This is a genomic window from Cyclobacterium salsum, assembly GCF_010119245.1.
In the GTDB taxonomy this organism is placed as follows: Bacteria; Bacteroidota; Bacteroidia; order Cytophagales; family Cyclobacteriaceae; genus Cyclobacterium; species Cyclobacterium salsum.
In genome coordinates this window covers 436011-449331 of the sequence record NZ_WNKG01000001.1, presented here as the reverse complement: position 1 = coordinate 449331, position 13321 = coordinate 436011, and the positions used below count along the sequence as shown (strand labels likewise).

General features: G+C 44.1%; 12 protein-coding genes and 1 tRNA gene. 7 read left to right on the top strand and 6 right to left on the bottom strand.

Annotated elements, in window-relative coordinates; all coding sequences use genetic code 11:
* Window positions 1-164: 164 nt before the first annotated feature.
* Genes GJS45_RS01740 through GJS45_RS01725 form a run of 4 tightly spaced genes read right to left on the bottom strand, consistent with a single transcriptional unit; the run spans window position 165 to window position 5462 of the window.
* A complete protein-coding gene (locus GJS45_RS01740) occupies window positions 165-2279 on the bottom strand; it encodes a DUF4230 domain-containing protein (RefSeq protein ID WP_162339714.1) in 2115 nt (704 codons plus the stop codon).
* On the bottom strand, window positions 2276-2899 hold the full coding sequence (locus tag GJS45_RS01735) for a DUF4230 domain-containing protein (RefSeq protein WP_162339713.1): 624 nt from the start codon (window positions 2897-2899) through the stop codon (window positions 2276-2278). The genes GJS45_RS01740 and GJS45_RS01735 overlap by 4 nt, the downstream gene beginning before the upstream one ends.
* Entirely contained in the window at window positions 2887-4617 is a 1731-nt protein-coding gene (locus GJS45_RS01730) for an N-acetylmuramidase domain-containing protein (protein WP_162339712.1), read from the bottom strand. The genes GJS45_RS01735 and GJS45_RS01730 overlap by 13 nt, the downstream gene beginning before the upstream one ends.
* 29 nt (window positions 4618-4646) lie before the next feature.
* Window positions 4647-5462, bottom strand: a complete 816-nt coding sequence (locus GJS45_RS01725) for a DUF5675 family protein (protein WP_162339711.1) — start codon at window positions 5460-5462, stop codon at window positions 4647-4649.
* A gap of 417 nt (window positions 5463-5879) precedes the next feature.
* Between GJS45_RS01725 and GJS45_RS01720 the strand changes: the two genes are divergently transcribed.
* Complete coding sequence (locus GJS45_RS01720; RefSeq protein ID WP_162339710.1) at window positions 5880-6341, top strand: (2Fe-2S)-binding protein; 462 nt, start codon at window positions 5880-5882, stop codon at window positions 6339-6341.
* Between the two features lie 2 nt (window positions 6342-6343).
* Window positions 6344-8500, top strand: coding sequence for a xanthine dehydrogenase family protein molybdopterin-binding subunit (locus GJS45_RS01715; RefSeq protein WP_162339709.1), 2157 nt, complete (start codon window positions 6344-6346; stop codon window positions 8498-8500).
* Window positions 8501-8573: 73 nt separating this feature from the next.
* Here GJS45_RS01715 and GJS45_RS01710 read toward each other — a convergent pair whose 3' ends face one another.
* Window positions 8574-8969: a hypothetical protein gene (locus GJS45_RS01710; protein WP_162339708.1), complete on the bottom strand. Its 396-nt coding sequence runs from the start codon at window positions 8967-8969 to the stop codon at window positions 8574-8576.
* Between the two features lie 88 nt (window positions 8970-9057).
* On the opposite strand from GJS45_RS01710, the gene GJS45_RS01705 reads away from it, so the two are divergent.
* From GJS45_RS01705 to GJS45_RS01690, 4 genes are read left to right on the top strand one after another with little or no spacing between them, the layout of a single operon-like run.
* Window positions 9058-9621, top strand: coding sequence for a LemA family protein (locus GJS45_RS01705; RefSeq protein WP_162339707.1), 564 nt, complete (start codon window positions 9058-9060; stop codon window positions 9619-9621).
* Between the two features lie 7 nt (window positions 9622-9628).
* Window positions 9629-10564: a M48 family metallopeptidase gene (locus GJS45_RS01700; RefSeq protein ID WP_162339706.1), complete on the top strand. Its 936-nt coding sequence runs from the start codon at window positions 9629-9631 to the stop codon at window positions 10562-10564.
* 55 nt (window positions 10565-10619) lie between these two features.
* Window positions 10620-11522, top strand: a complete 903-nt coding sequence (locus GJS45_RS01695; protein WP_162339705.1) for a DnaJ C-terminal domain-containing protein — start codon at window positions 10620-10622, stop codon at window positions 11520-11522.
* Window positions 11519-11830 (top strand): chaperone modulator CbpM, encoded by a 312-nt coding sequence (locus tag GJS45_RS01690; RefSeq protein WP_162339704.1) that lies wholly within the window; start codon window positions 11519-11521, stop codon window positions 11828-11830. Before GJS45_RS01695 ends, GJS45_RS01690 begins: the two co-directional genes overlap by 4 nt.
* Here the strand turns inward: GJS45_RS01690 and GJS45_RS01685 are convergent.
* A tRNA-Val gene (locus GJS45_RS01685) sits at window positions 11828-11902 on the bottom strand. The two genes, GJS45_RS01690 and GJS45_RS01685, sit on opposite strands and share 3 nt — an antisense overlap.
* Before the next feature lie 87 nt (window positions 11903-11989).
* Between GJS45_RS01685 and GJS45_RS01680 the strand changes: the two genes are divergently transcribed.
* Window positions 11990-13309, top strand: a complete 1320-nt coding sequence (locus GJS45_RS01680) for a neutral/alkaline non-lysosomal ceramidase N-terminal domain-containing protein (RefSeq protein ID WP_162339703.1) — start codon at window positions 11990-11992, stop codon at window positions 13307-13309.
* Window positions 13310-13321 lie beyond the last annotated feature (12 nt).

The following is a 13321-nucleotide window of genomic DNA, read 5'->3' as shown; positions in this document are numbered from 1 at the left end:
TTACTATTTAATAATCAATATGTAAAAAAAATATAGAGCGACATCAAATCACCTCCCCCCTGTCTCCCCCTCCTGTTTTCAGGAGGGGGAGACAGGGGGTGGTAAAAATACTTACGATACAGCCGGGTTTTAAGTACGTTCTTAACTCGAACGTTTCCTCCAATTCATGGCGATGGGATTTCATCCGTAATGCCGGATTTACGTTCCCATTTTTCAGCAAACCAGCTTTTGGTTCGCGTCAGGAAATCACGATTGTGATAGGAGTGGTGCTGTGTGTAGAGTTGTTTGAGAAAGGTTTTTAAAAGATCAACCTGCTCCTCAGAAAGCCGGTGTTTCGGATTGGGGCTTTCCAGGTCACCCTGAAAATCCTGCGAACTCCTGAAGATGATCCAATCATCAATAACTACATTTTGCAAGGAATTTAGTGAATCAGGTAGTACGATTTCCGGATAGCTTATTTTATCAAACGACATATTAAATTGAAACAAGGTGTCGGGTTGACTTTGATCCACGACCCAAAAAGAATTCCTATTTGATGGTAAGGCACTGACGGTATCCTTATCTGTTAGCGTAGTAATACTGGATTTAGTGGTAATCCAGGATTCCCAGGTTTCAGGCATGTACTTAATGGGGAAAATCAGTTGTAGTAAACTATCCCGCTGACCGGTTTGAGGCCAAAATTCCTCATAAATGACCTCGTCTTCCTGGTAGGAAATATTTCTGATTTTGGCGCTTTCTTTTTCCTTGTTTTTCCAGGCATCGACAGAAAGCGTATCCGGACGAAATTCTCCGATGGGTAAACCCGTTTGATAAAGGGACAAGGCCCCGGCACTGAATTGGGAGGGGAGTAGTAAGGAGTCCTGAAGGGCCCAGATGGAGGAAGTTTCCGAATCATTTTGAAAGGAATTCAGTGCCTGTTTTTTCAATGCCCTCCACTCTGACTGATCAATGATGGAATCCCTGCTGATCCGATACCAGAAAGTGGAGTAATAGTGGTAAGGTAATTCCTCGGATTCAAATTCGAATTCCTGCATGTTGCGAACCATCAGCAGCAAGGTGTTCCATTTGTTGGTTGCCAGATTCCGGTTATTATACCGGTCTTCACTCGCATTTCTAAGTGAATCTATGACAACTAGCTCCTTTTCAATGGTATTTTCGAAATGAGAAGCTTCCTCAAAACTGATGTAGTAATCGCTGGTAATATCTTCGGTCAACTGAATGATCTCGTCATGGTGGAAGACCACTCGTTTGATTTCTTTTCCGGTAAGTAAGGTAAACAGCCTGCTCAGCGTTTCTCCTCCATGGATTTCCGCCTGTTTTATGATTCCAGCATTCCGGGCATTGATGGTCAGCTTTTGGACCGCATAGCTTTTTACCTTTTTACTATCGTTGAAATCCACCTTTCCATTGTAGGTCAAAATATCAAAACCAGGAATGCCTTTTTCAGGAATGAACCAGGGGTTGATGTCCGCATTGAGTATTTTCGGGGCAAACCCGAAGAAATGGAGTTCACTCAGTTCCTCATCGTAATGGTACATGCTTTCACTCATTCCTTTAAAATCAAAACCGGCCTTTACCGTTCCCCGCCCAATCATGGCTAATTTTTTTCTGGCCTCCCTGCGAGAAAGAGCGGCCAGTTTGTTTCCAAAATAGGCTGTCAGAAACGCATCTGTATTCCACCAGCTATTTCCGGGATTTTCATACAGGGCCAATAGGATTTGCCGGGTTTCCCGATCATTTAATTGTTCTACCGAGGCATTTGTTTCGCCTTGGGATTGCAGAAAAAGGAAGGCCAGCACTTCCTCGTAGAGTAGCAATTGACTGGTTTGATCCCATTCTCCCAGAAAATACAGCTTTTCTAGAATGTTCTTCCGGCCAACCTGATCAACAAAGATTCTTTTACGCTCTCGACGTTTCAGGTCGCCGGATTCACCTCCTAATTCGATCCGGTTATCCGCTGAAAGGGTATGAAAATTTCGAAGATTTTCTAGTTCAAGCCGTAGTTCATCAAAGGTAAGCTCCGCCTGCGCCCGGATTTCCGGCTCTTGAAGCAAATCCATTTGGGCTTCATCAATGGAAGCCACCACTTCCCCATAATATTCGGCAGTAATCAATTCCCCCATTTCCCGTACATCCGATATGATGTTTGCGGTCGATTCGATCCCTGGTTTTCCTCCAAAGATATTCATCGGATTCCACCAGTAGACCAATCCAACTACGAGAATTACCAGTAGAATCTCCACAACAAAACGGGCGCTATGCAATAGCTGACGTATCATGGCTCTAATAAATTATCAGGACTGTTTACCTGACGAATCACCAACGAATCATTTTCAAATTGAATGTAAATCTCCTCAAAGTCAAAGCTTTTTAAAACCGTATGCATGAGTTTTCGGGCATGATTTTGACTGGATTCCACCAATCCCATATAGGGCAGGTGATCCCGAATATCCATTTCTGCCATTCTGAAAAATGTTTCCTGATCCTCTAAATTTATGCTATTTAAAAAGCGATCGGGGTTTGAAATCAGCGTGTCGGCAATAAAACTATCCGGAGGATAAGAAAAGTTGATTACTTCAATGGGAGGCAGGTTTACGTTTATTTTACTTCCCTCGATACGGATGTCTTCCTCCTTTATTCGGTTTAAGTCGATTCCAGTTTTAATACTTGCCCGGGAATAAGCCATGAAAGAGGCTTCATTCACCGGTATAAATAGTATGTTTTTGGTTTTTTTTCCGAATACTACCTTATCGATGACAAATTCCGAAACCACCAGGTCGCTGGCTTGCTGTATTTTGCCAATTACCAGGCCTCTTTCATCTTGCTCGCAGGAGCAGAAAATCCAACAGAAAATCACCCCAGTCCATCCATGGAGCAATACTTTTTTTAAGCCATCCATGTCTGTTCCTTTTTGAATTTTTCGTAATGGTTTTTCATTTTTAGATGGTATTGATTGACCTTATACCCGCTGCCATTATATCCATAAGCAAATGACTCCCAATCATAATTACCCTGGTTTTCTTCGGAGATATAGGTTAACAAGGTTTTGCCCCGAACTTTTTTGGTTTTGATAAATTCGAGAAAATCAAGGAAGTGAAAATATTCTGACTCGTGTTGACGTGCTTCAAATTCCTCAATGCTTTTGTATTTCCTTCCCTTGATAAAGTGCTCCATATTTTCACCCAGAATCTGAAAAAGACCCCAGGAAGTGGCGTAAACGGCCGCTTTGAGATCGATGCTTTTGGCCTGTTCCAGTCGCTCGTATTCTTTGGCACCTGCCTGATAATGTTCTCTTGTCCACTTTTCATAAATCAGGTGTTCATTTCCAACTTTTAGTGCTTTTGGATCTTTTCCGGATTTTTCCAGCCAATGCCAGAATTTGTGTCCCTCGAAGAGGATTTTGGCACGGCCATCGTTTAAATGCCCTCTGCCGGCAGATTCTACCGCAATGACCGCTTTGATCACTGGAAGGCTGAGTTTTACCTGCTCCCGCTGTTCCAATTCATCCAATGCCATCCGAATGTCCATATCGCTTAGGACTTTGCTGTTGGTATTATCTTTTATTTGAACAAACTCTTCCGGAAACTGAAAATCCTCCGGCGGCACATCAAAACCGGTCGACAGGGAAACCCGCTGATCTTTTAGCTGGCTTGCCTTTTCGGATTCAGAATTTCTGGCTGCGAAATCCGAATCATCCATTGCAAAGGCATTTTCATCGATATCCAGGTTGCTTTGGGGTTGGAATACGGGCCATTTTCCAGCCTGGGAGGGAGCTGCATCTTGTTCAGAATTAGCTTGGTTTTGATTTTCGCCCGCTCCCCTCTGGCTCCAGCGGTTTTGAAGGTATTTCAACGATTTATCTCCAAAATAGAAAGCAATCATCATTAAAAATGCGGTTTCAAAAAACTCAAATTGCTGACTTAGCAAGGCCGCATCGACACCGGAGTACTGTGTACCGAAACTAACAATTAACAACGCCATGCCCCCCATCAGCAAGGTAAAAGCAATCATTCCCCTGACCGTACCAGGAGGAAGCCCAAAGGTTTGGCTCCGGTAGGGGTTATATTCAGGAGTACTCATCTCAGAGGCTTTAACCGGCAAGCCCTGACTATGCCTGTCCTTGGCATCGTAGATCCGTTGCCAATCTTGATCCGTCAGCCCGTAATTAATGTTGTAGTGGTAAACCGACCACATGAAATAAATTAGAAACAAAGCAATCCATATGACGGAAGTTGCCAATCCCACTGCTTGAAACAGATTATTATATTCTATGTATACAAAAAAAGCTCCCAGGATTCCGAAGGTTACCAAAAGAGTGGATAAAATAACCGTACCCTTGAAAAAAAAGGTATGATAGGGGTTGAAATTGGGATTACGGTCTTTGGTTTTCGGACTAAAATACCTTGCCAATAGCGCATACATAAAAACGAGCGCAATGACTACTACCAGTCCCGATGCAATACCGTAATTAGTGGATTCCATTCCCGGGACGATAAATAGTAATACAGCAATCATTATTAAAAAAATGGAACCAATATGTAGAAGTACATACTTTTTTTCAGAAGCGTCCTTTTTCTTCTCTTCTGTCTTTTCCGGTTTGTTATCAGTAGTTTCCATGTGTAAAGGGACTATAGGTGGTATTTTCTTTAGTTGTTGACAGCCTCCAGGGTTTTTTGCCTGAGTCCTGCTCTTTCCATCCAATCTTCATTGAGGATTTTGATTTCAAGGTCTTCCTGAGAGGTTATTTTAGGATATATTTTCTTATAAAAGCGTTCAAATGCTCGCTGGGAATGGGTAACCATTTTTTCCCTTGAACCAGTATTCACTCCGTCGGCAAGGAGTATGCATCCCCTGGTATCCTGGTGGCTGTTTCCGATATGAATGTAGACCAGCTCGTAATTGGGAATATTTTTGATTTCTATGTGGTACTCAAACCAGGGAAATCGCTTCCGGTACCTTTTGGTTAGGTCGGTTAGGCTTGGGTTGAAAGCTAAGGAATACCTTCCTTCCGGTATTCGCGTACCACCGGGTAATTTCTCATCCCGGTGGGTGTCTTCCAGGGTATAACAGAAAAACTCCTTTCCCAGGTATAAAAGGCCCAGGCTCGTGTTGCCGTCATCCAGGTACCTTAAAAGCGTTAGTTCGGTACTGGCCAGAAATTCCCAGCTTTCCGGATGGGTTTCGGGGAGATTTTTTAGCAGATTTTCTTTTTTCTTATTTTTTCCAGAAGAGTGATTTGAAGGGGATTGACTTGTTTCTGTTGTGAGAGCGGAGGGAGTGGCCCGATCATTTTTAAAAAGGTTTTTAAGTGATTGCAGCCCTTTTCTAAAAAAATAAATAATATACCCGATAAAGCCCACCAGCCAAAACCAAACGGTTTCGATCAGTTCAGGATTAGCAAAAAATACAATGATGACCAGGACGGCCAAAGCTACCAAAAGTAGTCCAAAAATCCTGTTCATACTGATTTAGATTATAAGATAAGTCAGATCGTAATGCTTTTTCATTTCCAAGCAAAATTTAATTATTAAAATAAGAAGATCAAAGGAATTTTTATCTTTATTACGCTGTAATTCAAATGAAACGCCCCTGCCTTCTGAAATGTTAGAAAAAGGACGCTTATCCTCTTTCAGCTTATTTAGAAAAAATATGAATTACAGCTTTGGAGATCATAAATGATTCAAAATCAGTTAAAAAACAAGGACAAGTTGTATTTTTAATTTACAACGCTTTAGTGGTAACCTTTGCTTCCCTTAGAATTATTTCAATGGTAGTACAAATCACTGTCGTTTTTCATTATTTTGTTTATCAGGGGTAGATCCCTTTGAATTACCAAACAAAATGTAGTAAATTCATACAATAACAATACAAATAACAAAATGGCTAACTACAAACTTCAAATCAACGGCACGAACTACGAAGTAGATGTGGATTATGACACTCCTTTATTGTGGGTACTCCGTGACAACCTGGGCCTGGTAGGCACGAAATACTCCTGTGGAGTGGCTCAATGTGGTGCCTGTACGGTGCATGTCAATGGCGAAGCAGTAAGATCCTGTGTTTTACCCATTTCGGCTGTAAAAGAGGATAAAATAACGACCATAGAAGGCCTGTCCGAAAATGGAGACCATCCCGTACAGCAAGCCTGGGAAGAGGTGGACGTGGCTCAATGCGGCTATTGTCAGGCAGGACAGATTATGACGGCAGCGGCTTTGTTGAAGAAAAATCCCAACCCGAGTGATGAGGAAATCATTAACGGTATGAACGCTAACATCTGTAGGTGTGGTACCTACCATCGAATTAAGGAAGCAGTAAAATTGGCATCAGCTAAAACCAAGTAATCATGAATAAAGGATTAAAAACAAACAGAAGAGATTTCTTGAAAATTGCCGCCACCGCCGGAGGAGGACTTCTGATCGGTTTTAACTGGTCCAGTTGCGATTCCCCCAAAATGAAGGTGGTCAGTGAGGAAGAAATCATGAATAGTGCCTTGGGCTTTAACAGTTACCTTTCTATTTCGCCAACCGACCATGTGGTCATTTTCTCCCCGAATCCCGAACTGGGTCAAAATATCAAGACCTCGTTTCCAATGATTGTGGCCGAGGAGTTGGATGTGGATTGGTCTAACGTAAGAGTGAAACAGGCTTTTTTAGATACTGAAAAATACGACCGACAGGTGACCGGAGGGTCGGGAGCCATGCCCCATTCCTGGGAACGATTGAGAAAAGCAGGGGCTACTGCCAGGCAAATGCTCTTGCAGGCAGCGGCTAAAAGGCTTGGCGTTTCGGTTTCTGATTTGCGCACCGAAAAAGGGCAGGTTATCCATGGCTCTGAAAAATTGAGTTATGGTGATTTGGCCAATGAAGCAGCACTTGTTCCCGTTCCGGAGGAAGTTACACTTAAGAATACAAAAGATTTCAAAATCATCGGCACCCCAATTAAAAACGTGGATAATCGAGCCATGTTTACCGGGCAGCCGCTGTTTGGATTGGATTTTTACCGGGAAGGAATGGTACATGCCATGATTCAGCGTCCACCCTTTGGTATGAAACTGAAATCTGTAGATTCAGCCGCAGCTAAAGCGGTGAAAGGAGTGAAAGACGTGGTTACCTTCAAGGACAACGTAGCGATAATCGGTGAATCCACCTGGCCTCTAATGAAAGCAAAAAAGCAGTTGAAAATTCAGTACGAACCCATTGACGGGCAGTTGGAATCCTCTGAGTTTCACAACCGTATTTTCGATGAAATGCTCGATACGGGCAAGGGCGATGTCAAACGGGAGGATGGTAACGTAAATGCCGCTTTCCGTTCTGCTGCCAAGGTGATCAAAAGTGAATACCAATGTCCCTTCCTTTCCCACAGCCCCATGGAACCGATGAATTTCTTCGCTCATGTGAAGTCGGATGGTGTGGAACTGATTGGTCCCACCCAGACTCCTGATAGGGCAAGGAATGCAGCTGCCGAGATTTGTGGATTTTCACCCGATAAAGTAACGGTAGAAATGACCCGTCTGGGAGGCGGATTTGGACGACGGTTGCGGGCAGATTTTGTGGAAGAGGCCGTTGAATTATCAAAAATGCTAAAAGCCCCGGTGAAATTAACCTGGTCCAGAGAAGATGACCTAACAGGAGGTGCCTACAGACCTGCGGTAAAATACCGTTTTGAGGCGGCTTTGGACAGCGACAATAACCTCATCGGGTATAAGTTAAGAGGAGTAGGGATCAATGCCGGTAATTGTACCCGGGAAAACAACTTCCCGTCGGGCTCGGTTGATAATCTTTTGATAGAGTCCCTGGAATACAAGTCTCCCATCACCACCAATGCCTGGAGGGCACCTATTACCAACTTCCTGGCCTTTGCAGAACAGTCCTTTTTGGATGAAGTCGCCGAGGCAGCTGGAAAGGATGCGGTAGCACTGAGATTGGAATTATTGGACCGGGCCAAAAAGAATCCCGTCGGTGAGATCCACTACGATATCGATCGCATGCGGACGGTCGTAGAAACGGCAGCGGAAAAATCGGGATGGGGAAAGAAACCTGGTGTTTCGCAGGGATTCAGTGTGTATTTCTCCCACAGGTCCTATGTAGCACAGGTGGCGGAAGCCCGAATGGTCGACGGAAAACCCAAATTGGACAAAATCTACGCAGTCACAGACTGCGGGATCGTGGTCAATCCTACCGGAGCTGACCAGCAGGTGCGAGGGGGAATGGTAGATGGTATGGGACATGCCATGTTTACCAACATGACCTTTACAGATGGAATCGCCGATCAGAAAAACTTTGATACCTACCGGCTGATAAAAATGAATGAGATTCCCGAGATTGAAACTCATTTTATAGATAATGGCATAGATCCCACCGGCTTGGGAGAGCCTGCCTTACCGCCAACAGGAGGGGCAATAGCCAATGCCATATTCAAGGCCTCCGGCAAACGGGTGAGAAACCAGCCTTTTATGGAACAGGAGGAAATGAAAAATGTAAATTTAGGAGATCCTGCCTGATGAGTAATTAACCGTATATTTATTTTAAAAAAGGCAGCCAGAAATGGTTGCCTTTTTTAATGTTTCAAAGACATCATTGAACGGGTAACCCGGATCGATTCGCTTCGCCAATTTCTAGTACATCGGTCACCACGTATTCGCTGGCCCCTCGCCAGGGAATGGGGTTTAAGTATTCTTTATACCTCAGCTCCACAAATTTACCTCCGGATCGTTCCAGGATCAAGGCTACGGAATCTCCTTCCGCACTAAAGCGGAATTCGTTGCTTTGAAGGGCTCCTGGATTAGGACTTTGAAAGCCATCTTGTACCAGGCGACCTTCCCAGGTTTTGAAAAGGAATCCCTTTTTTTCAAAATAGTTGAGATTCCCGGCTTTTACCCCCTCGGCAAATACAAAATAGTATCGCCACCAAAACAAACCTGCCAGGAGGATGACCAGTAATATAGCTACCGGACCAATAAATTTTTTCATAGCCTTGAAGTTGAAGTTATAGCGGCTAAAGATAAGAATAAATCCCATTTTTTGTATATTCAGGCTTAAATGGAAAAACCCTAAAACTATGAGCACTATTTGGATTGTACTTATTATCGTCGTAGTGGTCGGTATTTTTGTTGTATCACTGTATAACAAGCTTGTCGCCTATAAAAATAACCGTGAAAATGCGTTTGCTGATATCGATGTACAGTTAAAACAACGCCACGACCTGATCCCACAGTTAGTAAGCAGTGTGAAAGGCTATATGGAGCACGAAGCCGGAGTACTTACCCGGGTTACGGAAGCCAGGTCTCGTGCCATGAATGCCTCTACCATAGATGGAAAGATTGCTGCTGAGCAGGAATTGGGCGCTGCCTTGCAAGGATTACAGATTCAGGTGGAAGCCTATCCGGACCTTAAAGCAAATACTAATTTCCTGCAGCTACAAAATGAGATTTCCGATGTGGAAAACAAACTGGCAGCCGCCAGAAGGTATTTCAACTCGGCAACCAAAGAATTCAACGTGGCTGTTCAGAGCTTTCCTTCCAATATGATTGCCGGGATGTTTGGATTTCATACCGAGCAAATGTTTGATGTGGGTACTTCCGAAAGAGAACGGCTGGACAAGGCACCCGAAATTAAATTTTAATAGGTAGATGGCAGCCTATATTGGGATTCAAACACAAATCCGAAGAAATAATTTCCGCTCTGTTTTGTTATTGCTGGGATTCCCATTACTTATTTTGGCGGCGGTTTATGCCTTCCTTTATTTCACCTTGCCACCCGATGGTTCTACGGAAGCCATCAATGATAACTTTCTGAGTACGATACCGGGAGTGCTCATTGCAGTGGCTATTTGGTTTGTGATTGCTTATTTTTTTCACACCAAAATGATCAGCGGGGCAGCAGGATCCAAGCCCTTAGAAAGGAAGGAAAACATGCGTGTCTACAATCTGGTAGAGAATCTGTGCATTAGTAAAGGCATGAAAATGCCTAAAATTCAGATTATTGAGGATCCGGCACTAAATGCCTTTGCCAGTGGAATCAATGAAAAAACGTATACCGTAACCCTTACAAGAGGAATTATCGACGAACTCAATGACGAAGAATTGGAAGGCGTGATCGCTCACGAACTCATACATATTAGGAATAAGGATGTGAGGCTGTTGATCATCTCCATCATTTTTGTCGGCATTTTCTCCTTTATCGCCCAAATCTTATTTCGAAGTATGTTATTTGGCGGCACCCGTAGACGCGGCAAATCGGATAACCGGGCCTTGATCATTGCCCTGGTAATCGCATTCGTGGCCTTCCTGTTGTCCATGCTGTTCCGGTTTGCCATATCCCGAAAAAGAGAATACATGGCGGATAGCGGGGCAGCAGAGATGACCAAAAAACCCTGGGCGTTAGCAGCCGCCCTTCGTAAAATAGCGGGAAATTTTCGGGTGCAAACGGTAAAAAGCGATGATGTGGCGGAATTGTTTATTGAAAACAAGCCGGATAAGTCTTCCGGAATGGTATCTGCCATTACGGGCTTATTTGCCACGCATCCGCCCATCGAAAAGCGAATTAAAATTCTGGAAGAATTTTAATTGTATAGAATGACCGAAACCTAACATTTATTCTCCTCAAGAAAGACTGATAAAGATGGATTTTATTGATTATTACAAGGTTCTGGAGATAAGTAAAGAGGCGAGCCAGGAAGACATTAAAAAGGCTTATCGAAAGCTAGCCAGAAAATACCACCCGGATCTAAACCCCAATGACCTGGATGCGCAAAAGAAATTTCAGGCGGTGAATGAAGCCAATGAAGTACTGAGCGATCCCGAGAAAAGGAAAAAATACGATCAGTACGGTAAAGACTGGAAGCATGCTGATTCCTTTCAAGGTCGGTCTCAAGGAGGTTCTGCAGGATATCAGGGCAGGCGCTATCAGGCAGAGGATTTTGAACAGGCATTTGGACAAGGTGGTTTTTCTGATTTTTTTGAGTCCTTATTTGGAGGGGGAGGAGCAAGGGGAGAATCGAACATCAGATTTAAAGGACAAGATGTCCGTGCTACCCTGGAATTACCTCTAAGAGAAGTGTTGCATACCCATAAACGAACACTTGCCTTAAACGACAATAAAATCAGACTAACTATCCATGCAGGGGTAGAGGATGGACAAACCATCCGCATTAAAGGGCATGGAGGAGAAGGAGTCAACGGAGGGCCCAAGGGGGACCTTTATCTAACGTTCAAAATTCTGCCAGATCCCGTGTATACCCGGGAAGGAAAGAATTTGTACAAAACGGAACATCTGGACTTGTATACGGCTATTTTGGGAGGAGAGATCGTTACAGAAACCTTATCTGGTAAGGTAAAATTGAAGGTACCCGCAGGCACTCAAAATGGAACCAAAGTCAAGCTAAAGGGGAAAGGTTTTCCCTTATATAAAAACGAACGTATTTTGGGTGATTTATATCTAACCTACCAGGTAAAGATACCCAAAAACCTTTCGGAGGAGGAAAAGAAATTGTTTACGGAATTGGCAAACCTGAATAAATCATGAATAAACCCGATGAAACCCTTATATCCCTGCATAAATTTTGTACCTCTTGCGGAATTGAGATTTCCTTTGTACAAGCCTTATCCGAGCAGGGACTTTGTGAGTTGGTGGAGAGAGAGGCCACTACCTATGTGTTGCTGGACGAGATTGCCCGGCTGGAGCGCCTGTCACGATTGCATTACGAAATGGAAATAAATTTGGAAGGCCTTCATGCAATTAGTCACCTGCAGAAAAAGATCGAGGACTTGGAAGAACAAGTCAAAGACCTGAAAAGAAAACTACAAAGACACGAAAGTACTCATCTGTTGTAGGTCGTACCAGGCTCGAACTGGTGACCTCTGCCCTGTCAAGGCAGCGCTCTGAACCAACTGAGCTAACGACCTGGGTTCTGACTGCAATGATACAGGAATTCATTTAATAATTCAACACATACCTTTCAAATATATTCTTCTCCCTTTTATCCACAGCTTATGTCAGGCATACCCAGCATGTACCGAAAATTCCTGCATCTCTTCCTGATGGCGGCAACGCTTGGTGTGGTAGGAACGACCAATGGCCAACAGTTATCGGCTTCGGTCACAAAGACCGATATTACCCCGAAAGACAGCCAGTGGCTATTGGGATACGGACCAAGAAAATCTACCGGCATCAACGATTCCATTTTTCATAGAATCATCCTTCTGAACGACGGCAGGGAAACATTTTGTTTGATTTCATCCGATATATGCCTGGTATCCCCTGCCGAATACGACCGGGTGGCACAGGAAATCCAGAATCGTTTTGGTATTCCGATGCTTAATATCTGGTGGACGGTAACGCACACCCACTCTGCGCCCGAAGTAGGTCCTCCTGGATTACCCGAAGCATTTATGGGAGATCGGTATACCCACGAATGGGATCGGGAATATACCCGGATGGTGACGGATAAAATGCTGGAGGCCGTAGAAGATGGGTTGAAAAACCTCGAACCGGCTCAAATGGGTTGGGGTTGGGGATTTTCACAAGCCAACATTAACCGCCGGGCCATCGATGAAAACGGAAAGGCATCGCTGGGATTGAATCCGGATGGGCCGGTAGATCGCAAAATTGGATTGATCCGAATCGACAAAGCCAATGGAGATCCCTTGGCATTAGTGGCCAATTATCCCATTCATGGGACCGTGTTGGGTCAGGAACATACGAACATTAGTGGAGATGCCCCGGGAATTGTGGCCGAATATGTAGAAGAAAAAATAGGTGTACCCATGCTGTTTATCAATGGTGCCGCCGGAAATATTGCTCCCATTTATAGTGTTTACCCCAATCCGGCAGCCGGTCATCTCAGTCAGTTTAAGGTTTTGCTGGGAGACAAAATCCTTGACGCTTACAGGAAAATTCAATCGCTAACAAGCGATATTGACCTTCAAACCGCCACTTTAACGGTAACTACTCCCCGGAAGGACGAGCTCGGCTGGCCGGATGACCTGGGTGCTTATACCCAAAATGACGCCCAGGGAAAACCACAGATATTGTTACCCATCCGCTTTCTAAAAATCAATCAATCCCTGGCTTTATGGAGTGCTCCCCTGGAGCTCTTTTGTGAATTGTCTAACGAAGTTCGTCAGGATTCTCCTTTTCCCTATACCTTTTATTATGGGTATAGCAATGGTTGGTTGGGTTATTTGCCCACCGCAGCGGCTTATGCCCATGGTGGATACGAAGTAGAACGGGTAAATGCATTTACTCCAAGAGCCGGTGATGACCTGGTCTCCGCTGTATCTTCTTTTTTAATGGGATGGTTGTCTGAATAACATGAATGGCTT

Bases quoted from the DNA above. Each gene is read 5' to 3' on its own strand.
- GJS45_RS01700 (WP_162339706.1), top strand. From the start codon at position 9,629: ATGGCAGCCTATATTGGGATTCAAACACAAATCCGAAGAAATAATTTC.
- GJS45_RS01710 (WP_162339708.1), bottom strand. From the start codon at position 8,969: ATGAAAAAATTTATTGGTCCGGTAGCTATATTACTGGTCATCCTCCTG.
- GJS45_RS01690 (WP_162339704.1), top strand. From the start codon at position 11,519: ATGAATAAACCCGATGAAACCCTTATATCCCTGCATAAATTTTGTACC.
- GJS45_RS01725 (WP_162339711.1), bottom strand. From the start codon at position 5,462: ATGAACAGGATTTTTGGACTACTTTTGGTAGCTTTGGCCGTCCTGGTC.
- GJS45_RS01680 (WP_162339703.1), top strand. From the start codon at position 11,990: ATGTCAGGCATACCCAGCATGTACCGAAAATTCCTGCATCTCTTCCTG.
- GJS45_RS01740 (WP_162339714.1), bottom strand. From the start codon at position 2,279: ATGATACGTCAGCTATTGCATAGCGCCCGTTTTGTTGTGGAGATTCTA.
- GJS45_RS01735 (WP_162339713.1), bottom strand. From the start codon at position 2,899: ATGGATGGCTTAAAAAAAGTATTGCTCCATGGATGGACTGGGGTGATT.
- GJS45_RS01715 (WP_162339709.1), top strand. From the start codon at position 6,344: ATGAATAAAGGATTAAAAACAAACAGAAGAGATTTCTTGAAAATTGCC.
- GJS45_RS01720 (WP_162339710.1), top strand. From the start codon at position 5,880: ATGGCTAACTACAAACTTCAAATCAACGGCACGAACTACGAAGTAGAT.
- GJS45_RS01705 (WP_162339707.1), top strand. From the start codon at position 9,058: ATGAGCACTATTTGGATTGTACTTATTATCGTCGTAGTGGTCGGTATT.
- GJS45_RS01695 (WP_162339705.1), top strand. From the start codon at position 10,620: ATGGATTTTATTGATTATTACAAGGTTCTGGAGATAAGTAAAGAGGCG.
- GJS45_RS01730 (WP_162339712.1), bottom strand. From the start codon at position 4,617: ATGGAAACTACTGATAACAAACCGGAAAAGACAGAAGAGAAGAAAAAG.